This window comes from Streptomyces cyaneochromogenes, from assembly GCF_003963535.1.
Classification (GTDB): Bacteria; Actinomycetota; Actinomycetes; order Streptomycetales; family Streptomycetaceae; genus Streptomyces; species Streptomyces shaanxiensis.
This window is the reverse complement of record NZ_CP034539.1, coordinates 5,866,101-5,887,512: the sequence shown is the minus strand read 5'-3', so window position 1 is coordinate 5,887,512 and position 21,412 is coordinate 5,866,101. Positions and strand designations below refer to the sequence as shown.

The 21,412-nt window shown below is 68.7% G+C and carries 22 protein-coding genes and 2 pseudogenes; 7 read left to right on the top strand and 17 right to left on the bottom strand.

All coding sequences use genetic code 11. The features are described 5' to 3' along the window. Nucleotides 1-10: 10 nt before the first annotated feature. From ccsB to hemL, 7 genes are all read right to left on the bottom strand, one after another. Nucleotides 11-1,111: a c-type cytochrome biogenesis protein CcsB gene (ccsB, locus tag EJ357_RS26825; RefSeq protein ID WP_126394126.1), complete on the bottom strand. Its 1,101-nt coding sequence runs from the start codon at nt 1,109-1,111 to the stop codon at nt 11-13. Then, entirely contained in the window at nt 1,108-2,832 is a 1,725-nt protein-coding gene (gene resB / locus EJ357_RS26820) for a cytochrome c biogenesis protein ResB (protein ID WP_126394125.1), read from the bottom strand. Before resB ends, ccsB begins: the two co-directional genes overlap by 4 nt. A gap of 3 nt (nt 2,833-2,835) precedes the next feature. Then, on the bottom strand, nt 2,836-3,609 hold the full coding sequence (locus EJ357_RS26815; RefSeq protein WP_126394124.1) for a cytochrome c biogenesis CcdA family protein: 774 nt from the start codon (nt 3,607-3,609) through the stop codon (nt 2,836-2,838). Nucleotide 3,610: 1 nt separating this feature from the next. Beyond that, nucleotides 3,611-4,228 carry a TlpA family protein disulfide reductase gene (locus EJ357_RS26810; RefSeq protein ID WP_126394123.1) on the bottom strand — a complete coding sequence of 206 codons (618 nt, stop codon included), beginning with the start codon at nt 4,226-4,228 and terminating at the stop codon, nt 3,611-3,613. Nucleotides 4,229-4,294: 66 nt separating this feature from the next. After that, nucleotides 4,295-5,596 (bottom strand): polysaccharide deacetylase family protein, encoded by a 1,302-nt coding sequence (locus tag EJ357_RS26805; RefSeq protein ID WP_126394122.1) that lies wholly within the window; start codon nt 5,594-5,596, stop codon nt 4,295-4,297. 146 nt (nt 5,597-5,742) lie between these two features. Continuing rightward, nucleotides 5,743-6,444 carry a histidine phosphatase family protein gene (locus EJ357_RS26800; protein WP_126394121.1) on the bottom strand — a complete coding sequence of 234 codons (702 nt, stop codon included), beginning with the start codon at nt 6,442-6,444 and terminating at the stop codon, nt 5,743-5,745. Further along, nucleotides 6,441-7,775, bottom strand: a complete 1,335-nt coding sequence (gene hemL / locus EJ357_RS26795) for a glutamate-1-semialdehyde 2,1-aminomutase (RefSeq protein WP_126394120.1) — start codon at nt 7,773-7,775, stop codon at nt 6,441-6,443. Before hemL ends, EJ357_RS26800 begins: the two co-directional genes overlap by 4 nt. A gap of 617 nt (nt 7,776-8,392) precedes the next feature. On the opposite strand from hemL, the gene EJ357_RS26790 reads away from it, so the two are divergent. Further along, nucleotides 8,393-8,830, top strand: a complete 438-nt coding sequence (locus EJ357_RS26790) for a hypothetical protein (protein ID WP_003974483.1) — start codon at nt 8,393-8,395, stop codon at nt 8,828-8,830. Between the two features lie 67 nt (nt 8,831-8,897). On the opposite strand, the pseudogene EJ357_RS26785 reads toward EJ357_RS26790, so the two are convergent. The 6 genes and pseudogenes from EJ357_RS26785 to EJ357_RS26765 form a co-directional block, all read right to left on the bottom strand. Then, nucleotides 8,898-9,533 (bottom strand): annotated as a pseudogene (locus EJ357_RS26785) (tyrosine-type recombinase/integrase); the annotation flags it as partial. A gap of 248 nt (nt 9,534-9,781) precedes the next feature. After that, nucleotides 9,782-10,162, bottom strand: coding sequence for a hypothetical protein (locus tag EJ357_RS26780; protein WP_228472614.1), 381 nt, complete (start codon nt 10,160-10,162; stop codon nt 9,782-9,784). A 291-nt stretch (nt 10,163-10,453) separates the two neighbouring features. Then, on the bottom strand, nt 10,454-11,203 hold the full coding sequence (locus tag EJ357_RS26775) for a class I SAM-dependent methyltransferase (protein WP_126394119.1): 750 nt from the start codon (nt 11,201-11,203) through the stop codon (nt 10,454-10,456). After that, nucleotides 11,200-12,321, bottom strand: a complete 1,122-nt coding sequence (locus tag EJ357_RS26770) for an asparagine synthase-related protein (protein WP_228472613.1) — start codon at nt 12,319-12,321, stop codon at nt 11,200-11,202. Before EJ357_RS26770 ends, EJ357_RS26775 begins: the two co-directional genes overlap by 4 nt. An 800-nt stretch (nt 12,322-13,121) precedes the next feature. Continuing rightward, the gene (locus tag EJ357_RS50280; protein WP_267132809.1) at nt 13,122-13,247 is read right to left on the bottom strand and encodes a hypothetical protein; all 126 of its coding nucleotides are present in this window, start codon (nt 13,245-13,247) and stop codon (nt 13,122-13,124) included. Nucleotides 13,248-13,468: 221 nt separating this feature from the next. Then, nucleotides 13,469-13,822: a hypothetical protein gene (locus tag EJ357_RS26765; protein ID WP_126394117.1), complete on the bottom strand. Its 354-nt coding sequence runs from the start codon at nt 13,820-13,822 to the stop codon at nt 13,469-13,471. Nucleotides 13,823-14,006: 184 nt separating this feature from the next. Here EJ357_RS26765 and EJ357_RS26760 point away from each other — a divergent pair, with 184 nt between their 5' ends. The 6 genes and pseudogenes from EJ357_RS26760 to EJ357_RS26735 all read left to right on the top strand — a co-directional run bounded on the left by EJ357_RS26760 (nt 14,007) and on the right by EJ357_RS26735 (nt 18,746). Beyond that, nucleotides 14,007-15,263, top strand: coding sequence for a helix-turn-helix transcriptional regulator (locus EJ357_RS26760; RefSeq protein WP_126394116.1), 1,257 nt, complete (start codon nt 14,007-14,009; stop codon nt 15,261-15,263). Nucleotides 15,264-15,277: 14 nt separating this feature from the next. Then, nucleotides 15,278-15,643, top strand: a complete 366-nt coding sequence (locus tag EJ357_RS26755; RefSeq protein ID WP_126394115.1) for a hypothetical protein — start codon at nt 15,278-15,280, stop codon at nt 15,641-15,643. Nucleotides 15,644-16,006: 363 nt separating this feature from the next. After that, nucleotides 16,007-16,177: pseudogene (locus EJ357_RS49540) on the top strand (arsenate reductase ArsC); the annotation flags it as partial. Between the two features lie 40 nt (nt 16,178-16,217). Further along, entirely contained in the window at nt 16,218-16,736 is a 519-nt protein-coding gene (locus EJ357_RS26745) for a hypothetical protein (protein WP_126394114.1), read from the top strand. Nucleotides 16,737-16,787: 51 nt separating this feature from the next. Beyond that, on the top strand, nt 16,788-17,807 hold the full coding sequence (locus EJ357_RS26740; RefSeq protein ID WP_126394113.1) for a hypothetical protein: 1,020 nt from the start codon (nt 16,788-16,790) through the stop codon (nt 17,805-17,807). A 411-nt stretch (nt 17,808-18,218) separates the two neighbouring features. Then, nucleotides 18,219-18,746 (top strand): DUF6083 domain-containing protein, encoded by a 528-nt coding sequence (locus tag EJ357_RS26735; RefSeq protein ID WP_228472612.1) that lies wholly within the window; start codon nt 18,219-18,221, stop codon nt 18,744-18,746. 65 nt (nt 18,747-18,811) lie between these two features. Here the strand turns inward: EJ357_RS26735 and EJ357_RS26730 are convergent, their stop codons facing one another. From EJ357_RS26730 to EJ357_RS26715, 4 genes are all read right to left on the bottom strand, one after another. Then, the gene (locus tag EJ357_RS26730; RefSeq protein ID WP_126394112.1) at nt 18,812-19,438 is read right to left on the bottom strand and encodes an NAD(P)-dependent oxidoreductase; all 627 of its coding nucleotides are present in this window, start codon (nt 19,436-19,438) and stop codon (nt 18,812-18,814) included. Nucleotides 19,439-19,558: 120 nt separating this feature from the next. Beyond that, nucleotides 19,559-20,149: a TetR/AcrR family transcriptional regulator gene (locus EJ357_RS26725; RefSeq protein ID WP_126394111.1), complete on the bottom strand. Its 591-nt coding sequence runs from the start codon at nt 20,147-20,149 to the stop codon at nt 19,559-19,561. A 75-nt stretch (nt 20,150-20,224) separates the two neighbouring features. Next, nucleotides 20,225-20,701, bottom strand: coding sequence for a tautomerase family protein (locus EJ357_RS26720; protein WP_126394110.1), 477 nt, complete (start codon nt 20,699-20,701; stop codon nt 20,225-20,227). A 61-nt stretch (nt 20,702-20,762) separates the two neighbouring features. After that, nucleotides 20,763-21,398, bottom strand: a complete 636-nt coding sequence (locus EJ357_RS26715; RefSeq protein ID WP_126394109.1) for an NAD(P)-dependent oxidoreductase — start codon at nt 21,396-21,398, stop codon at nt 20,763-20,765. Nucleotides 21,399-21,412: the final 14 nt, after the last annotated feature.

Below are 21,412 nucleotides of genomic sequence, written 5' to 3'. Positions count from 1 at the left end.
GACCTGCGGGTCAGACCCCGGCGTACGAGTGCTTGCCGGAGACGAAGATGTTGACGCCGTAGTAGTTGAACAGCCAGCAGCCGAAGGCGATGAGGGCCAGGTAGGCGGCCTTGCGGCCCTTCCAGCCGGCCGTGGCGCGGGCGTGCAGGTAGCAGGCGTAGGCGACCCAGGTGATGAAGGACCAGGTCTCCTTGGGGTCCCAGCCCCAGTAGCGGCCCCAGGCGTCGCCCGCCCAGATGGCGCCCGCGATGATCGTGAACGTCCACAGCGGGAAGACGGCGGCGTTGACCCGGTAGGAGAACTTGTCGAGGGACGCCGAGGCGGGCAGCCGGTCGAGGACGGAGTTCGCGAAGCGGCCCGGGGTGCCGCCGTTCGCCAGCTTGTTCTCGTACGAGTCCTTGAACAGGTAGAGCAGCGTGGAGACGGCTCCGACGTAGAACACCGCGCCGCAGAAGATCGCCGTGGAGACGTGGATGTACAGCCAGTACGAGTGAAGGGCGGGAACCAACTGGTCACTGGCGGTGTACAAGACAGTGATGGCGAGGCCGAGATCGAGGAGGACCGTGGTGATCAGGAACAGCCCGAGCCAGCGCACGTTCTTCCTCAGCGCCAGCAGCGCGAGGTACACACCGACGGCGACCGTGGAGAAGGTGATGTTGAACTCGTACATGTTGCCCCACGGCGCCCGCTCCACCGAGAGAGCCCGTGTCAGCACCCCGCCGAACTCGATCAGGAAGGCGAGGACGGTGAGGGAGATGGCGATACGCCCGTAGAGGTCGCCCTGTGCGTCCCCGCCGTGTGCGCCGGGCCCGTCCGGCACGTCCCGCTGCCCGGCCGTGGCCCGCACGACGACCTTCGGCCGCTCCAGTACGGCGGTGGAGCCGCCCTGCTTCACGGTGACGGCGGGCGCGGCGGCCTTCTTGGCCTTGGCCGGGGTGAGCGCGGCGGCCGTGCGGCCGACCTTGCTGCGGCTGCCGAGGAGCCATTCGGCGATGTACGCGAAGAAGGCCAGCGTGTAGACGGCCATCGACGAGTAGATCAGCGTGTTGCTGATGTTCGCGAGGTTTTCGTTGGTGGCGGCGGCCAGCTCGGTCGCGGCGGCGAGAGTCACTTGGTCTCAGCCCCTTCGGCGGGTGCGACTTGGGGGTCGGGGGAGGAGGGATCTGCGGGTTCGTCGTCGGGGTCGGGTGCCCCCGGCGCCTGGTCGTACAGGATCCCGGCGAGGTCGCCGAGTTCCTCGGGGACCTTGGCGGACTCGCTGCGGCCGAGGCCGGCCATCTCGACGACGGTGACGCCGTCGGGACCGGTGGTGGCCCGCACCCACACGCGGCGGCGCTGGATGAACAGGGAAGCGGCGAGGCCGAAGATCGCGGCGACGGCACCGGCGAGCGCCCAGCCGCTGCCGGGCTGGCGGGCGACCTGGAAGCCGGCCCACTCCTTGATCTCCTTCTCGAAGGTGATCGAGCCGGCGCCGTTCGGGAGCTTCATGGTCTCGCCGGGCTTCAGGTTCTCGCGGAGCTGCTCGCCCTTGGAGTTCTTGAAGCCCTTCAGCTTCGTCTTGTCGAGCTGGTACACGCTCTGCGGGAGCCCGGCGTTGACACCGAGGCTGCCGTGGTAGGCCTCCAGGTTCAGCACCGGGTTCAGCAGCGCCGGGAACTGCGAGACCACCGCGGTGTCGGGGCCGCCGTAGGACGGCAGGAAGAAGGCCTGGAAGCCGAGCTGGTCCCACTTGCCCTTGGCGTCGCGGTAGCCGTCCATGACCTTGATCGCGCCGGTGGAGGTGACGTTGCCGTCGAGCGGAAGGAGGGGGACGGCATCGCTGTAGACGACGGTGCCCTTGCCGTCGCGGACCGTGATGACGGGGGCGTATCCGTGGCTGACGAGGTAGACCTTCGAGTCGCCGATCTCCAGCGGCTCGTTGACCTTGACGGTGGTCTTCCGGTCCTTGCCGTCGGCGCCCGCGCTGTAGGTGAGGTCGGCCTCGTAGGTGCGCGGGGTGCCGCGGTTGGGGCCGGTCGCCTCGTAGGTGCCCTTGAAGTCCTTGAGGGTGAAGCTGAACGGGTCGAGGTCGTCCTGGCTGAAGAGGCTGCCGGACTTGAAGTCGTCGTACTGGGTGAGGGTGTTGGAGAACCCGTCGCCCTCGACGATCAGCTTGTTGCCCTCGGACTTGAACAGCTGGCCCCAGGCGAAGGCGATCAGCATCACGATCAGCGCGATGTGGAAGGCGAGGTTGCCGACCTCGCGCAGATAGCCCTTCTCGGCGGCGACGGCGTCACCGGCCGGGTGGGCACGGAAGCGGCGCTTCCTCAGCAGGGCGAGCGCGGCCTCGCGGACCTGCTCGGGCTCGGCCTCGGTGCGCCAGGTGGTGTAGGCGGGCAGCCGGGTCAGGCGCTTCGGGGCGCCCGGCGGGCGGCCGCGCAGCTGGCCGACGAACTGCCAGGTGCGCGGGACGATGCAGCCGATGAGGGAGACGAAGAGCAGGATGTAGATCGCGGAGAACCACACCGAGCTGTAGACGTGGAAGAGGCCGAGCTTGTCGTAGACCGGCGCGAGCGTCTCGTGCGCCTGGCGGAACTCGGCGACCTTCGTGTCGTCGATACCGCTCTGCGGGATGAGCGAGCCGGGGATCGCGCCGAGCGACAGCAGCAGGAGCAGCAGCAGCGCGACCCGCATCGAGGTGAGCTGCCGCCAGAACCAGCGGGCCCAGCCGATGACGCCGAGGGAGGGCAGGTTGGGGGCCTCCTCGGCGGGGGCGGTGGAGAGCTGGGAGCCGGCGGCGCCCAGGTCCTCGTCACCGGCGGCCGGGGTCGGCTCGGTTGTCGTCTTGCTCATCGATCAGATCCCCACAGTGAAGCCGTCGGACCAGACCTGCATCTCCTGCACGATGCGGTCCCACGCGCCGGTCAGCAGCAGCACACCGGTCACGATCATCATGGTGCCGCCGATGCGCATCACCCAGACGTAGTGGCGCTTGACCCAGGCGAAGGCGCCGAGTGCCTTGCGGAAGGCTACTGCGGCGAGCACGAAGGGCACGCCCAGGCCGAGGCAGTAGGCGACGGTCAGCAGGGCGCCGCGGCCGGCACTGGCCTCGTTGTAGGAGAGCGCGATCACGGACGTCAGGGTCGGGCCGATGCACGGCGCCCAGCCGATGCCGAACAGCGCGCCGAGGAGGGGCGCGCCGACCAGCCCGGCCGCGGGCCGCTTGTGGAAGCGGAACTCCCGCTGGGTCAGCCACGGCATCAGGCCCATGAAGAAGACGCCCATGGTGATCATGAGCACGCCGAGCACCTTGGACAGGACGTCCTTGTGCTCCTGGAGGTTGTTGCCGAAGTAGCCGAACAGGGCCCCGGTGGAGACGAACACGGCGGTGAAGCCGAGCACGAACAGGGAGGCGCCCATGACCATCCGCCCACGCCGCGCCTCGGCCAGATCGGTGCCGGCGACTCCGGTGACGTACGAGAGATAGCCGGGGACGAGCGGCAGGACACACGGGGAGAAGAAGGAGACGAGACCGCCGAGCATCGCGATGGGCAGGGCGATCAGCAAGGCGCCGCTCAGCACCGTCTCGTTCGGGCCGGTGGCCGCGGCGAGCGTCGTGAGTGCGCTCACGTCACTTCTCCGCGAGGACGGGCTTGAGCATGCTGCGCAGCGTCTCCTCGCTGAGGGGCGTCAGCGCACGCGCCGCGATCCCGCCCTTCCGGTCGATGACGAGGGTGGACGGGATCGCCTGCGGGTTGAGCGTGCCCTTCTCGAAGCGGAGCATCTGCTTGCCCGTGGGGTCGTACAGGCTGGGGTACGTGACCCCGAACTCCTTCTCGAAGGCCTTCGCGGGGGTGGTGCTGGTGTCCCGGGTGTTGATGCCGACGAACTCGACACCCTGGCCCTTGACGTCGTCGTAGACGGTCTGGAAGTTCTTCGCCTCGGCCCGGCACGGCGGGCACCACGACCCCCACACGTTGACGACGAGGATCTTGCCCTTGTAGTCGGCGGTGCTGAGCTGCTTGCCGTCGATGGTCTCGCCGGAGAGCTCCGGCGCCGTGGTGCGCTTGCCCTGCGCGACCGTGTCGATGCCGTTGCCGCCGGGGACGAAGTTGGTGTCACCGCCACCGCCCGACAAACCGCCCGAACTGCACGCGGACAGGGTCAGCGCGGTGACCGCGGCTGTGGCGGCGAGCAGAACGGCACGGCTGCGGTTCGAGCGCAGGGGGGCACGACTGGCGGCACTCATGTGAAAAGTTTCGCATGTCCGTTCCGGGGATCTTGCGCACCCCCCTTGCGGACGGAAACCCGCATTTCAGGCGGCGTTCGAGGTGCTCCCCGAGGACGGCGTTGCGGTGCTCGCGCCGGTGTCCTTCAGGAACTCCTTCCAACCCCCGAGCGGCTGCTGCCCCTTCCCCAGCGTCCGCAGCTTGGCGAGGACTTCCGGCTTCTGTACGTCCATCCAGTCCACGAACTGCCGGAAGGAGACGAGCCGTACGTCGCCGCCCTTCTCCTTCTCCCGCGCGATGTGCTTGAAGGCCTCCTCGACGGCGTCCATGTAGATGCCGCCGTTCCACTGCTCGAAGTGGTTGCCTATGAAGAAGGGTGCACGGTTTGTCTCATATGCCCGCTTGAAGCCCGATATGTAGGACTCGGTGGCCTGCTTGCGCCAGCCCGGGTAGTTGTACGCGGGTGCCTTGGTCGTGTTGATCGACTGGTTGGCGAGCATGTTGTAGTCCATCGAGAGGACCTCGAAGCTGTGCCCGGGGAAAGGTATCTGCTGCAACGGCAGGTCCCATATGCCCCCCTTCTTCTCCGGCCACACCTGGTGGCCGCCGGGTGAGGAGGCGTCGTACCGCCAGCCCAGTTCACGGGCGGTGGGCAGCAGGTTCTCCTGGCCGAGGAGGCAGGGGGTGCGGCCGCCGACGAGCTCCTTGTCGTAGTCGAAGGGCAGGGAGGGCAGGTCGGTCCACCCGGAGTTCGTCCGCCACTCCTTGACGAAGGCCTTGGCCTGGTCGATCTCGCTGCGCCACTGCTTCGGCGTCCAGTTGCCGACGGTGCCGGTACCGCCGCAGAAGTGGCCGTTGAAGTGGGTGCCTATCTCGTGGCCGTCGAGCCAGGCCTGACGGACGTTCTTCAGCGTCGCCCTGATGTGCTCGTCGGTGAGGTAGCCGATGTCGGAGGCGCCGCGCGGGTTGTTCGGGGGTTCGTAGAGCCGCTTCTTCGACTCGGGGAGCAGATACAGCCCCGAGAGGAAGAAGGTCATGTGCGCCCCGTGCTCCTTGGCGAGCTCGAGGAAGCGCGGGAAGAGGCCGTTGCCGACCTCTCCGGCCCCGTCCCAGGAGAAGATGACGAACTGCGGCGGCTCCTGGCCGGGCTCCAGCGGTTCGGGCTTGCCGGGCTGGTGAGGCTGCTTGCCGGTGTAGGAGGTGGAGCCGTCGCCAATGGGGCGGGCACGGTTCGCCTGCGTTCCGGGCTTGTTGTCCGCGCCGTCGCCGGAACCTCCGGTGGGGTTCGACCCATCTGACGAGGTGAGAGTGCCGCATCCGGCGAGTCCGACGGCGGCGGCCGTACCGACACCGAGCCCGATAGCTCCCCTTCGGCTGAAGTTGCCCATGACTGCCCCATCCGTCGTGCTTGCCTGGTGGTCACCCAGTCAGAGGGCACGACGAACGGGGAGGTTCCTCCGGATCACGGAGGATCGGCAACAAATGTCACAAACGTGTCTTAGGCGCCGAACGTGTCGTTGGCGCCCCACACGCCTCAGGCCCCGAAGGCCTTGTCCTTCCCCTTCACCGGCTTGGCGCCGGCGCGGAGATGGGCGGGCACGAGGTCGATGGCGGGCTCGGTGTACCCGACGGACACGATCCTGTCGCCCTGGTACGTGAACGTCGTCAGGGACGCGAGCGTGCACTGCCGCCTGCGCGGGTCGTGCCACAGCCGCCGCTTCTCGACATAGCTCCGCACGATCCAGATCGGCAGCTGATGGCTGACCAGCACGGCTTCGTGCCCACGCGCCGCGTCCTTGGCGGAGTCGAGCGCGCCCATCATGCGGACGACCTGGTCGACGTACGGCTCACCCCAGGACGGCCTGAACGGGTTGACGAGGTGCTTCCAGTTCTCCGGCTTCTTGAGCGCGCCGTCGCCCACGCCGAAGGTCTTGCCCTGGAAGACGTTGTCGGCCTCGATGAGCCGCCCGTCGGTCGCGAGGTCCAGCCCGTGCGCCTTGGCGATCGGCGTCGCGGTCTCCTGCGCCCGCTCCAGCGGGGAGGCGCAGACGTAGGTGACGTCACGGGAGGCGAGGTGCTCGGCGACCCGGTCGGCCATCTGCCGCCCGAGCTCGGAGAGGTGGTACCCCGCGAGCCGGCCGTAGAGGACTCCGTCCGGGTTGGCCACCTCGCCGTGCCGCATGACGTGGACGACGGTGATGTCGCTCTCGCTGCCTCGGTCGATGTCGTTGCTCATGCCGCCGTGGCCTCCGCCGCCGCTCGGGCCGCCGCCGGGAGGGCGTCGGCGATCCGCTGGACGGCCTGCTCGTCGTGTGCGGTGGAAACGAACCAGGACTCGAAGGACGAGGGCGGCAGGTAGACGCCCTGGGCCAGCATCGAGTGGAAGAAGGCGTTGAAGCGGAAGGACTCCTGCCGCTTGGCGTCCTCGTAGTTACGGACCTCCCGGTCCGTGAAGAAGACGGAGAACATGTTGGAGGCGTTCTGCAGCCGGTGCGCGACGCCTTCCTTGGTGAGGGCCCCGGTGACGAGGGACTGCAGGGTCTCCGACACCTCGTTGACCTTGTCGTACGCGGCCTCGTCGAGGAGCCGCAGCTGGGCGAGGCCGGCGGCGGTGGCGACCGGGTTCCCGGAGAGGGTGCCGGCCTGGTAGACGGGCCCGGCGGGCGCGAGGTGGGCCATGACGTCGGCGCGCCCGCCGAAGGCGGCGGCGGGGAAGCCGCCCCCCATCACCTTGCCGAAGGTCATCAGGTCGGGCTTGACCCCGTCGATGCCGTACCACCCGGCGCGGCTGGTCCGGAACCCGGTCATGACCTCGTCGGAGATGAAGAGGGCGCCGTTCTTCCGGCAGGCGTCCTTGAGCCCCTCGTTGAAGCCGGCCAGCGGCGGGACGACGCCCATGTTGCCGGGCGAGGCCTCGGTGATGACGCAGGCGATCTCACCGGGGTAGCGGTGGAACGCCTCATGGACGGACTCAAGATCGTTGTACGGAAGGACGATGGTGTCGCCGGCCTGGGCGCCGGTGACGCCCGGGGTGTCGGGAAGGGCGAAGGTGGCAACACCGGACCCCGCTGCGGCGAGCAGCGAATCGACATGCCCGTGATAACACCCGGCGAACTTGATCACCTTGGACCGCTGGGTGAACCCGCGGGCGAGCCGGATGGCCGACATGGTGGCCTCGGTGCCGCTGGAGACGAGCCGGACCTGGTCGACGGGTTCGATCCGGGCGACGATCTCCTCGGCGAGCGCGACCTCACCCTCCCCCGGCGTACCGAAGGAGGTGCCGCGGGAGACGGCGTCCTGGACGGCGGCGATGACCTCCGGGTGGGAGTGCCCGAGGATCATGGGCCCCCACGAGCAGACGAGGTCGACGTACTCGCGCCCGTCGGCGTCGGTCAGATACGGACCGGTGCCGGACACCATGAACCGCGGCGTCCCGCCCACGGCCCGGAAGGCGCGCACCGGGGAGTTCACGCCGCCGGGTGTGACGGCGGCCGCACGGTCGAACAGAGCCTGCGAGGCAGGCGCATCGTATGGATAGGGCGTTCCTGAAGAGGGCGCTTCGCTCATGACCTGCGACTACTCCGACCTTCTCTGACCTTCTCCGATGATCTCGGACTCCGGTTGCCAGTGACCTCCTCAGGGTAGGCCAGGGGGCGGCGACGGCAGTCGGCCACCGCTGCACCGACTCCGGCCCTCCCGTGCGCCTCCGCCCTTCCGTTCCTCCATCCGCCCCCTCCGCTCCCCCGCACCCCCTCCCCCTCCGACCTCCTTCGCCCCGCCCCCCGCCGGGGATCTGCGAGACTGGTCGTGATACTCACAGCTCATGCGGGGCGTGATGGTCGGAGACTGAAAAGATCCTGCGGACAGGTGTTTCAGCGCACGTTTCGGCGGGCGGCCGTGGGGGAGGTCACTGACACGATGATCGGGTTGCGCGGCGGGGGCCACGCGTCCTAGAAAAGCAGTCGGGTGGAGATATGCATCGCGGTGGCGGACTGGGCGAGGGGACTGATGACCTGGGTCCTCGACGTGCCCGGCGGGGAAGGCACCGGCGCGACGCGGAGGATTCGAACGAACCGCGTAAGGAACACGTAGTACCGGATATGCCGGGTGTACCTAATGAGTCAGAGCGGGCCGACCGACGCAGCGATCGCGATCGGCTGAGGGTGAGCAGGAATGGTGGTCGGGTGGGGGTGACGTACAAGTACTTCGGCGCGCCCGACGGTGCGACCGCGGCCCGCGTCCCGATCTCGATGCGCCCCGAGGAACTCGGCGGCGACGAGCTCGGCATGAACGGCATGTTCACCAAGATCAAGCCGGAGACGATGGCCGCGATGGTCCTGACGGGCATCGAAGGCGTCCCCCTGCACAAGGTCCCGCCGCTGGAGCTGGTCGTCCTGCACCCCGACTACGCGGTGGTCAAGCTGCCGATGACGGTGGTGGACCCGCTGCGGGGCATAGGAGAGGAAGCGGTCGGCGCGGCCGCGTTCATCTGGTCGACGGTGCCGGACCGGGGTGGGCCCCGGGATGCGTTCAACGTGTATCAGCTGCTGCATGAGTGGCAGGACTTCAGCCATCGGTTGCATGAGGCGGGGCATCAGCCGTACTGCCTGGTGTGGCCCTGACCTGGGGTTTCACTGGTAGCGGGCGGGGTCTTCGGGCCTCGCCCCTTTTGGTGCCGGGGAGGGGGCGTCACGCGGCCAGGGCACATTGAGGGCACATTGGTTTTGCTGGGGGTGCTGATGTGCCCTGGGTTGCGGGTGGGTCGCCGTCGTCTTCCGCTTCCGCCTCGGCTTCCGTTTCCGTGAAGGCGATCGCCTTGCGGGTGCGGATTTCGCTGGACGGCAGCAGGTGCGTGCACGTCCGAAGCGTGAAACCCGGGTCCGAGTGACCGAGGTACTCGGAGAGCGCCTTGATGCTCTCCCCCGCGTCCAGGAGTACGGAGGCGTAGGCGTGCCGGAGGGCGTGCATGCCGTCCTCGGGGGCCACCTGGAGGTAGCGCGCGCCCCGCTCTCGGGAAGGGATCACGCCGGCGGCGGCCAGGGCGCGCTTCCAGTCGCCCATGTTGAAGACGCTGCGGTTGTAGGCCCGGCTCTTCTTGTCGACGAAGAGGAGGCGGAAGGTCTTCGGCTCACCGTCCGGTTTGGCCCAGGGCAGGGTGACCTCGACCGGCGGGAACTCCTTCATGTGGGCCTTGAGAGCCGAGGCGAGCTGAGCCGACAGGGGCACTGACCGGATCCTGTTGCCCTTGGGCAGGGCGAAGACAGGCTTCGTGCCGACGAGCCGCACCTGGCGGTTGACGTGGATCCAGCCGCCCTTGAAGTCGAGTCCTCGACTGAGTGGTGTGCATCGTGAAGTTGCTGGTCACGGCTCTGGTGTGAGGGTCGGGAGAGCTACTCGTGCTGGTCGTCGGCCGGTGTCCACGGCGAAGATCGTCTGGCATGTCGTTCGGAGCTGTCCGCGGTTTCTGCCGCGCGGACCGCTGTGCTGCTCCTACGATTCGTGGCCGGGCCGGTACGCCGGGAGAGCTGGAGCGGATCACGTTACGGTCCTCAAAGCACCCGTCGTCGGCGTGGCTACGAGCGTGCGGTGAACTTCCCGCCGGGGCGTTTGTGCAGCCAGCCACGATCGGCGAGCTTGGTCATCTTCGCCCGCAGCGGCTCCAGCTTGCCGCGCACCGAGGCGTCCAGATCCAGCCGCTCTCCGACCGCCCTGACCTGCACCGGGCCGTCGGTCTCCCGCACGATCGCCAGGATCTTGCGGTAATCGCCGGGCAGCGCGCCCTCATCGGCCGCGTCGCTGCGGTGCGGGATGAGCAAGACTGCCCACCCGGCCACCTGCGCCGTTACCGGAGCGACAGCCTCGGCGTCGGCCTGGACCTGCTCGGCCAGGCGGTTCAACACCCGGTCCGCGATCGCCAGTTCGTCCCGCTCGACCTGAACTTCCTGCATCTGCATGGCCAACTGCTCAGCAAGGACCTCCAGTTATCTCCGGCGGGGCGTTGATCCACTGTCGCTCCTGCATCCCCGCAGCCTCCCGCGCTCTCATGGCGTGCCGACCTGCTGACGGATCGTAGGCGGGGGCCGGTCGCGGGCGCAGCCGAACCCCGGCATCCCGCCGGAACCGGACCTGCCCGATGATCTACGCCATGGCCATCGGCCGCCGACCGGCGCGAGTACCCCACTCGTCGTTCACACCAGACCCGCGACCTGCGACTTCACGGTGCACACCGCTCATTGGCCGGAACCTCACCCCTGATAGCGAGCCACCGTATAGGCGCCTGGACCCAGGACAGGCAGTGCGCCGGTTTCGTTGACAATCTCAAAGACCTCGAAACCGGCGAGGAGCGCGTGCAGCTCCAGTTCGCGAGGACCGAGAACACGCCGCCGGATGGCATCGTGGCACTCCTCGCCCGAGTCGAACACCCACTGCCGACGCATGGTGTTGATCTGTGTCCGCAGGTCCCACTGGTAGCTGATGGTCACCGTGGCGGCCCCGAGGGAGGTCTCTACGCGGGCATGTTGAGGGCTCGGAGACTCGATCGGGGCTACCGGGGAGCACAGGACGAACAGGGTGCCCGGGTGCGCGTGTGCGGCGAAGGTCTGGAACGCTGCCCGGACGTCAGCGTTGTCGTGCACGTACGCGAGCGAGTTGCCCAAGCACACCAGGACGTCGGCAGTGCGGTCGAGTCGGACGGTGCGCATGTCCCCGACTCGGATGTCGAGTTCGGGGCGCGTGCGGCGTGCGTAGTCGACCAGGCCGGGCTGGAGATCGACGCCGATGCAGTCGAAGCGCTGGGCGAGCAGTTCCAGGTCCCTGCCGGTGCCGCAGCCGAAGTCCAGCAGTGTGCGGGCTTCGGGGTAGTGCCGGTCGATGAGTTCCCGGCAGAGGCTCGCGCTGTAGCTGTCGGCCTGCACGTGGTCGTACAGCGTGGGGTCCCGGTAGAAGAGGTTCGACGCTTCGAGGCGTTCTGCCTCCACGATGTCCAGGCTGCTCATGCAAGGCTCCGGAGTCCGACTTCCAGGGCGAGTGTGTCGCACAGCAGGTCAGGCACCACGGGGGCTCGCTCGGCGTGCTCCCGGGCTCGGGCCAGGGCGACGGGATCAACGTAGCCGAGGTCGACCAGCAGTGACTCGCGGAACATGTCGTCCAGGAGGGGAAGGCCGTAACTGCGCAGGCCCGACTCCATGACCGCGAGGAAGTTCTCCGGTTCGGTCGGGGCCGCGACGGACTCGGGCAGTCCGGCACGCCGCAGGCGGTCGCGGAACATCGCCTTGCCCCCCTTGTGCTCGTGTGGCAGTTGCTCCATGAAGCGGACGATTCGGGGGTGGGCGAGCGGGGCGACGGGCCAGATTCCGAGTCTCAGGTAGGCCGGGTTGTGCAGGCCGAAGGCCACGAGCGTGGGCACCGGGAGCACGGGGATGGGGGCGAGGTTCTCGTCCACCTGGGCCAGGGCCTCGATGGCCTTGTCCCCGAGCCAAGGGATGGGCTCTGCCGCGGGGAGATCGACGCCCGTACGGGAGTGGCAGGCATTGACCTCATCCCCGCCACCGCCCGTGAAGACCACCTCGCAACCGTGGGCGGCCACGTGCCCGCGCAAGACGTCGAACGCCTCCTGGTAGAAGGCTCCTGCCGGGTCGTGCGGCAATCCGCGCTCCCGTACTCCACCGGGCACGAACGGCGGGTGCTGCATGGCCGGGACGGCGGTGTCCCGCAGTCCCAGGTGATCCACCAGCATGCGACGTCGGTCTCGCTGAAGCCGACCGATCCGGCCGCCCATGAGCAAGCCGAACGTGTGGACCGAGCTGAAGCCGGCTGCGGCGGTCGAGAGAGCCACGTTGCCCGAGTCGGCCCCGCCAGACACCTCCACGCCGACGCAGCTCACCGTAGAACGCCACCCGGCCACGGCCTCGGTCAGCAGCGCATCGAACGCCTCCACCGGGTCAACACCCGCCCGCAGCCTTCTGGGCTCCAGCACGTGCTGGGCGGTCTCGGGGTAGAGGATCGCGAGTCCCGCGGTCGTGAAGACGGCCGTGGCGCGTTCCGTGAGCCGGTACACGCCGTCGAAGAGGGTGTCGGAGCTGTAGCGGTGTCGGCGGGTCAAGGTGCGCGCCACGGTCCGGGGATTGAGTCGGTCGGGTCGCAGGTGCGGCCGTAGGTCGGCCAAGTCCCATGAGCCGTATAGGTCTTCTCCGGCCGCTACTAGGTAGAGCGGTGCGGTGCCGAACACTCCCGCTGAAACCTGAACCTCGTCCGGGCGTAGGAGCAGCGATGTGAAGTCCACCTCCCCGCCCGTGTCCTCCCTCACCAGTGCGTGGACGCCGGATCCATCGCCCGGCGCAAGCTCGGCTTCCAGGGCAGCCGCGTGAGCGGGTCTGATCCAGCTGTCGCCGCTCACCCAACGATCTGTGTCCCAGCGCCAGGCTGTGCTCCGGGTGTCAGCCAGCCGAACACGAAACGAAAGCACCTGCTTCCCCCTCAGTCAGGGCGGTGGAGCAGAGCGCTCGGCCCTGCTCCACCGCGTTCACGGGCTGGTCAGCTGCAGTGGTCGCCGTTGTTGTCGCCGCCGCCGGGCATCTTGTCGAGCAGCGCCGCGTCCATGCTGGGGACGCCGGTGATCAGGTCGCCGGTGAACAGTTCGTCGATGTTCATGGTCGTTCCTCTCCTACGGAGTGAGTGGACGAGCCCCGCAAGTTGCGAAGCCCAGGACCCGTCCCGTCCGCAGGCAGATCCAGCGACCGGGACGGGGGCCTATCGGAGGTACTGCTGCCACGGCGGCAGGGCGCACACCGGGTTGCCCCGTGGTGGGATCCCGCTCCGGCCGCCGGGGAGTTGCTGAGCCCGCCCCGGTGGGGGACCGGGTCTTCCTGAGGGCTCGCGCGGCCAGAGCGGGAGTCAGTGAGTGCCCGTCGAGGGCTAGGAGCGGTCGAAGTACCAGAAGGCCCAGGCGACCGGCGAGGTGGAGGCGATGATCAGGGCTGACAACAGCCACTGCCGCCAGCCGTAAGGACCACGGCGCCTGTTGCTTCCCCGTCTCATCATCCTCGCGACACCGCCAGCGTGATCGAGCCGCCGAGCGCAAGGACCGAGACGACGTACATGACCTGGGCCGTGATGTGTTTCTTCGCTGTTCGCGGTGGCTCTTCTCGGGTTGCCGGACGAAGGGCGGGAGGCCGGGTGGACTGATGAAGAGGCGTCGTGCCCGTTCCTGCTCGGGCAATGTCGCTCCGCGCCAGCGCATGGGCAGATCGGTGGGGGCTTCGTCAGGCATCGGCTTCGTCCTGTTCTTGCGCCTCGCGGTAGACATCGGCAAAGCGCCTGGTCAGCAGGCCGACTTCACGCATGTACTGGTAGGCGCCGAAGTGGGTGGACTCCACGGTGGGCCGGCGCGTCAGGTCGAGGACCCGGTAACCCTCCCGGAACAGCGCCTGCACGGCCGGGTCCTCGTCGAAGCCGAGGTCCTCGGCCATCAGCGCTCTGAGGTGACCGACCAGGTCCCGGGTCGTCGCCTCGATCACCGAGCGATCCGGCATCGCCAGCCCGACTGCGAGCGCCGTGGCCACGCTCTCATCGACCGCCTCCAAGACGATCGGGAGCTGCGCCGCCTCGGACGACATGGCGCTCTGTGTTCCCATGCCCGCACCCCTTCTCCGGTGTCCACCGTTGTCGTGGCTGACAACGTCCAGAAAACCGGAGCGGGTTGGCGCGGACCACGGCATCCATGAGGCAGTCCTGGGACACTCATGGGACAGATCAGCGCCGCCAGGGTAGACACGGACGGGAACGTGGAAAGGGGGCGGCATGGGGCTTGCGGAGCGGCGCAGGGCGCTGGGCTACAGTCAGGAAGAGCTCGCGCACGCCCTCGGCGTCGACCGGCGCACGATCGGGCGCTGGGAGACCCGGACCACCACACCCCAGCCGCCATTACGGCCACGGCTGGCCGAGCTGCTGCACCTCGACCTTGACGAACTCGACGCCCTGATGGGACAGCCACAAGCAGCCCGTCCAGCGCCGGCAGGGTCGCCGCCTCGCGACCACCACGGCTCAGGGGACCTCGACGACATGATCCGACGCCAGTTTCTACGCGCCATCGCCGTCACCAGCGCCCTCGTGGCTCTGCCCGCCGACGAGAGCGCCGCCCTCACCGACGGGACCCGCCGTGGGGTGTCGGAGGACTTCCTGCGCATGAACGGCCACCTGTGGCAGGTGTACCAACTCGCCCGTGCCAAGGGTTCCGTGTACCCGATCGTCCGCGACCAGCTCACCACGCTCAACGACACTCTCGACGGCCAGCCGGCAGCTGAATCCCAGGCTCTGTGCGGCGCGGCCGGTGACCTCTTCCAGCTCGCCGGAGAACTGGCCTTCGACGGCAACCGCTACACCGACGCAGCCGCGTCCTACACACTCGCCGCCTCCGCCAGCAAGGAAGCCAAGTCCTACGACCTCTGGGCATGCGCCCTGGTCCGGCACGCATACGTCGACCTGTACGAACGGCGTTACGCCGAGGCCGCCACCGCACTCTCGGCTGCAGAGCGGGTGGCGCGGCGAGGAGACAGCTCCCTGTCCACCCGCCACTGGGTCGCCTCCGTTCAGGCCGAGGCGTACGCCGGACTCGGGAACCTGTCCGCCTGCGAGCGCGCCTTGGACGAGGCGGAGAGGGTCACGGACCTCAACGGCCCGTTTCACAACGGCGGCTGGTTGCGCTTCGACGGCTCCCGCCTCGCCGAGGAACGCGGCGCCCGCTACCTCCAACTCGGCCGCCTCGACCTCGCCGAGAAGGCCCTCACCACTGCTTTGAGCCAGGACGTACTCGCCTCTGGGCAGTCTTTCCGGCGCCGCGGCGCAGTCCTCACCGACCTCGCGTCCATCGGCGCCAAGCGCCACGACCCGGACCAGGTCCTCACCTACGGCCGCGAGGCCCTGCAGCTCGCCCGAGCGACGTCCTCCGGGTACGTCGCCCGTAAACTCCAGGGGCTACGAACCGATCTTGGCTCCCTCGCCCGCGACGCCCGCGTGGTCGAACTGGGCGCCGAGATCGACGCACTGTGCACGACGTGACGAGAGGGGAAGGCATGTCGCAGATCGAGGGCGCACGCGTGTTCCGCGAGGCTTGGATCACCGGCGTTCGAAAGCACTTCCCCGGCGAACCCAAGCCCGGCTACATCACCCCCTGGGAAGAAACCCCCGAGTGGGAGCGCCAGGCCGCCGGGGCCGTGTACAACCAGGTGCGACAGTTCCTCGACCTCAGCGACCGCCACGCCTCCCGCCTCACCCGCGAGCAGAAGAGCCGCTTCGTCGCCACCTGCTGGACCGCCCAGATGTACAAGCACTTCGAGAACCCCAAGCCCGGATACGTCGCCGACTGGCCCGACCTGCCCGACTGGCAGAAGGAGACCGACGCCGACATCTTCGAGGCCATCGAGGACGCCTCGAAGTAGCCGCGCACCTGCTGGGCGGGAACGCCTTGACGCACGAGCTTCTCGCCATCTGTGACGCATGCAAGAAACCCGTCGCTGATGGCGAGGGCAGTCTCTGGGTCGACATGTCGGAGGTCGACCAGGCAACGGTCAACAGACGTGCTTGGGAACAGTTCGAAAGCGAACAGCTGGCGCCCGGAATCCACGGATACTCCGGGGAGAGCCTCATGACCTACCCGGGGTCTGCCCGCCGGCAAGTCCACCACGCCGCCTGCGACCCGGCTCCCAACGCCAACACGTACGCCATCGAGGTCCACCGCTGCAGGAGCTGGGCATGCCTTGTCCTGTGGACTGCTCATCTCATGGGTAAAGCGTGGCTGTCCGACACGGGGCTGCGGCGACACTTGCCCGGTCTTCCCCGGTAAGCGGTACCTCGACTGGAACCTCGACGACCCCGCCGGCAAAACCGCTGCCGACGTCCGCCCCATCCGCGATGAAATCGAACGCCGCGTCCGCGGACTCCTCGACGAGCTCGACGCCCTGGCACAGCACTGACCACACGCGCGGCCTGCCTCTTGACGATTCTGGTAGGCGCGTGCGCGGCGCCTTCGAGAACAGCGCCCGCGCGGTATGGATGCTCGGCCCCAAGCAGCGCCTGGTACGCGTGCAGCGGCGACGGCGCCTGCAGGCTGGCGAGCACAAGAACTCGGACCGCATGAACTCGCTCCTCCAGCGGCAGCCCAGACGACCGCTAGACGTGCGGATGCAGCAGCTGACGGACCTTGTCGTCAAGGCGGGAACGGACCCGGCCGACGCCAAGAAGGCCCTCAAACCGACGACCTACTCGGAGATCGTGCGGGAAGCAGGAACCCTGGCCCCTATGGGTGCTGCGGAGGCCGAGATCGTGTGGAGCAGCTGTAGTTCCCTGGCACACGGCGACATCTACGGCACGCTCAGCATCCTGGAGCGCAACATGGTGGTCACCCAGGGACGGATGAACCTCGCCCAGGTGACCAGCTCCCCCAAAGTCCTGTTCTGGGCCACGGACCGAAGCGTGGCGATGATGCAACGCGGTTTCGACCTGTTCAAGGAACGCATCACCTGCCACAGCTGATGAGCGACGCACGCAGAAGCCACTGTCAGTGCCGAGGGAGACAATCAACTCATGGGCGACAACCGCAGATTCAGAATGGCCGATGGTGCGGAACTCGTCGGCCGCCAGGGCGACTCCTTCGAGATGCGGGTCAGCATCCCTTCAGATGACAACGGTTTCTTCGGCCGCCAGTGCCCGGAGTGTTCGCTGGTCTTCCGCATGGACGTCCAGCAGTACGAGGCGCTACCCGACGACCTGACCCTGTGGTGCGTCTATTGCGGACACCACGCAGAGCACTCGGAGTTCATGACCGAGCAGCAGCGCGACCGCATCATGCGTGCCGCGGGTGACTTCGCCATGCAGATGGTCAGCCAGGAGTTGGACAAGGTGTTCGGTGGGCTGGCACGTGGCTCGCGCGGCAGCAGCATCTCCTTCTCCTACAAGTCGCAGCCCTTCTACCCCCGCCCGCTGCCGGGGATCGACGAGGAGCAACTCGTCCGTGTCCGCACCTGTGCGGACTGCCAGAACAACTACGCGGTCTTCGGGGAACATCGGTACTGCCCCGTGTGCGGTCAACTCCCCGCCGCCTCCGTCGCTTTCGACGCCCTCCAGGCCGACACCGCCCGCCTGGACGCCCTGGAAGCCCTGCCCGCGGACGCGAAGTCCCTGCTCCGCGAGCAGGGGGTGTTCGCGCGCAACTGGGTCGACACCATCGAGAACGTGGTCGGAGTCGTAGAGGCTCTGGCCTCCTCGCTCTTTCGCGCGGCCGCGCCGAACGCCGACAGCCTCCTGAACGGCAAGGGGGCCATCTTCCAGCGTCTCGACCACATGGCCGACCTGATCGTCGCCACCGGCTTCTCCGACCTGCGGATCACCCTGGGCGCACAGTCGTGGCAACGCCTCCTCGAAACCTGGGCCGCCCGGCACGTCTTCACGCATAACGACGGCATCGTGGATGAGAAGTACCTGACCAGAGTGCCCAGTTCGTCCACTCGAATCGGTCAGCGTCTCGTACTCACCGATGCCGCATGCCGCCAAGCCCTCGACGACGCGAAGTCTCTTTGTGACGCGCTGGTTGACGCCCTCAGGTAGCCGCACAGCTGCCGGAACCGACCTCGACTCCAACACCCCCTTCACAGAACATGCGTTCGATGCGAAGGATGGGGGTGATCACGTGTCAGTTCGGCACGTCGCTCGTTAGGCAGCGCAGTCGAAGCGCCGGGCGGGAAAGCGCTAATGACCAGTGTCCACCCGCTACGGGAGGGGACCCATGGGCGATCGCAGCACCATCGAGTGGACCGAGGCGACCTGGAATCCCACCACAGGATGCGACCATGGGTTTCTCGGGGTTCGGGCGGGGTGTGCCGGCGGCTGAGCCGCCCCGACACCGAGCCGCGGAACCGGCTGGCCGCGTCCGGCGCGCCCGTCTGCCCCGCGTTCCTCCACCATTGCGCCCGGATTGCGCCCTACTCGCACATAAGCCGCACGCGGACGCTCAACAGCATGGGGGGAACACCTGAGACGAGTACCGGCGCGTTACCCGACCCGGACGGCGACGTACAGCGCGTCATCCCGTTACCCGGCCCGGACGAGCAGCGACAGCCACCGCCCGGCACCCCACAGCCGTGGGCGAACGCCGACCGCGCCCAAGCCGTCATGGACGGCGCCGACGCACCCGAGCCACCGGCTCCGCCCGTATGTCCGCAGTGCGGACTGATCGGTGAGCGCCACCCGACCTACTACGGAGCGCATGCCCTCTTCGAGCCTGGCCTGACGGCGCCCGCCCACATGGTGCCGGCGTGGCACAGGTGGTACGTCGACTCGAACGGCACGGCATGGAACAGCGGGCCCGAGGAGCCCGCACCGGGAGCGGAGTGCCGGGTGCCGCATCGGTTGGCGTGTCCGGGGCTGACACTGGAGGAAGTCGGGCTGTGGCGGTGGCTGGACGCGCTGCGTCAGGAGAACGCGCGGTGCGCGCAGCGCCAGGCCGATGCGCGGCGGATGCCGGGCGGTCTGCCGGACGTCAGCTGAGCGCGAATCGCGCCGGGCCGGTCTTCCTCCGTTGCTGAACCCGACGTCGGCCGGTGACCGTCACCTCAGTCGGAGATGACCGCACTACGCCGGCTCCATTCGCCCCCGTGCGCCGCCCCGTGCATGAAGGCGGCCACGTCCGCCCGGCTGATCGACGGGTTGCCCTTCATCGGCAGTCGGTCGTCCGCGTGGTACGTGCCCTTGGCCGGGCCGTGGGTCAGTCTGGTCGGGAGGACGATCGTCCAGTCGAGGCCGCTGGAGCGGATGCTCTCGTCGGCGATCGCCTTGTCGGCATAGAGCGACCGCAGCAGGGTGCTGTAGATCAGCTTCTGCGGGGTGCTCGACCAGTCGTAGGTGTGGCCGACGCCGAACGACGACAGCCACACCAGGCGGGATACGCCCGCCTCCCGCGCCGCGCCGATCGCGGCCGCCGAGGCGCGGGTGAAGAGGCCGTCGGCGCGCACCGAGTTGCCCCGGCCGAGGGCCGAGACGATCGCGTCGTGCCCGGCCGCGGCGGCGGAGACGTCGCGCGGGGATGTGGCGTCCGCGGTGATCGGCGTGACCCGGTCGGCCAGGTCACCCAGGCCCGCCGGGTTGCGCACCAGAGCCGTGACCGAGTCGCCGGATCGCAGGGCCAGGTCGACGAGATGGCGGCCGGTGGGGCCGGTCGCGCCGAGGACGAGCAGCTTCATGGCGAGGACCTCCGAGACAGGAAAACGGACAGTTGTCCGCTACGGGGAGAACGTAACGGACAGCTGTCCGCTTAGCAAGGGCAGGCGCCGCCGCGACCCCGGCCGGGCGCAGGCTCGCCCTCACCCGCGGCCGGGCGCTCCCGCACGCAAGCCGTCCATGACGATGTCCAGCAGTCGCGTCGCCCGCGACCACCAGTCCCCGCCGAGGTCGATCTGCCAGATGCCCGCGATGGCAAGGATGAAGTCGTCGGCGGTCACGTCGGGGCGGATGGTGCCGGCCTCGTGGTTGGCGTCGAGGAGGAGCGTGATCGCGTCGACCACCAGCGAGTAGCCCGGCCGCGCCGGGCCGCCCGTCGCGGCCGTGGCCTGACGCAGGGCGTCGGCCAGGCCGGACTTGGCCATGGCGAACCGGGCGAGGCCGTCCATCCACTCCCGCAGCGCACGCTCGGGCTCCCGCGTCCGCACCAACTCCGCCGCGCTGTCGGTGAGTTGACGCACCTCATGGCGATGAACCTCGAGGACGAGCGCCTCGCGGTCGGGGAAGTTGCGGTAGAGGGTGCCCTGCCCGACCCCGGCCTTCTTGGCGATCGCACTCAGCGGGGCGTCCGGGGAACGCGACAGCTCGGCCAGCGCGACCTCCAGGATGCGCTCGCGGTTGCGCTGCGCGTCCGAGCGCTGGGGGGCGCCGCCCTTCGATCCCACGGGCTCCATGGGCCCTCCTCCGCTACGGCACTCCAGTAGCGGACTACTGTCCGCTTACCTCCACCATAGCGACGGCCCGGCCGCTCACACGCCCAGCGCGGCACGCACCGCCTTGACCCGCTCCGCCGTGAACACGCCGCTGTCGAGCAGCGACAGCACGGACAGCACACCACCCGACGAACCCCAGCTGCCCTCGTCGATCACACGGAACGTGACCCACCAGGTCGGCGACGGCCTGTCCATCCCGCACGCGGCCGCCAGCGCCGCCAGGACCCGCTCGATGACCTCGGCCCGGACCTCCGGCTGCCAGGCGGCGTCCATGACCGTCACGTCGACCACCATCACGTCGAGCTCCGGACCGGCGTCCACCAGCAGCCGCCCACCGATGGCCATCATGTCGGGCTCGCGCTCGACGAAGTGCACCTGCAATCCGACCCGCGCGGCCGACGCGAACCGGCCGACCTCGGGCACGAGCACGGCGTCCGTGAGCGTCTCGGCCAGCTCACGGCGCTGCTCCAGGCTCAGTCGCCCCTTGGGTGCGTTCACGGTGATGATCGTCACGACACCTCCTATGACAGTCGTTATAGACCAAGCGCAGGCTACCCCAGCTCTATAACGACTGTCATACCGAGTGGACGACCGTGATGTGCCGCTCGGCGCCAGAGGTCTCGATCTCGTCGACCACGGCGACGGCCAGGTCCTCCGCGCTGATCCACGATCGGCCGTCCGGTCCGGTGAGCAGGGTGTCGGTGCCGCGCCGGTAGCGGCCGGTGCGGTCACCGGGTTCGAGCAGGGCCGGCGGGCTCAGGTAGACCCAGTCCGCCTCGGCACGGGTCTGGCAGCTCCGTAGCTGAGCGATCCCGGCTGCGGCTATCCGCTTCAACTCCGAGGGCACGTAGGCGGGGTTGTCGGCGACCAGCAGATCCTGGCTGTCAGGGCTGCGCAGTGCGCCGGCGCCGCCGACCACAAGGACGCGTATGCCGAGTCGTGCGGCGGCATCCAGCACTGAGCGAGTGGTGCCGACCAGGAACTCCTCGTCGACCGGGTCGGTCCGCACGCTCACCACGACCGCGTCCGCGGTGCCGAGCGCCTCGCGCAGGGCCTGCGCGTCCTCTGCGTCGACCGCGATCGGCGTCACGTTCGGATTGGCGCTCCCGGGCTTCCGGGACAGGGCGAGCACCCGGTGGCCGCGTGCGCCGGCCTCGGCGGTGACCCGACTGCCGACCATTCCGGTGGCCCCGAGCACGGCGATGGTCATGCACGTCCTCATCG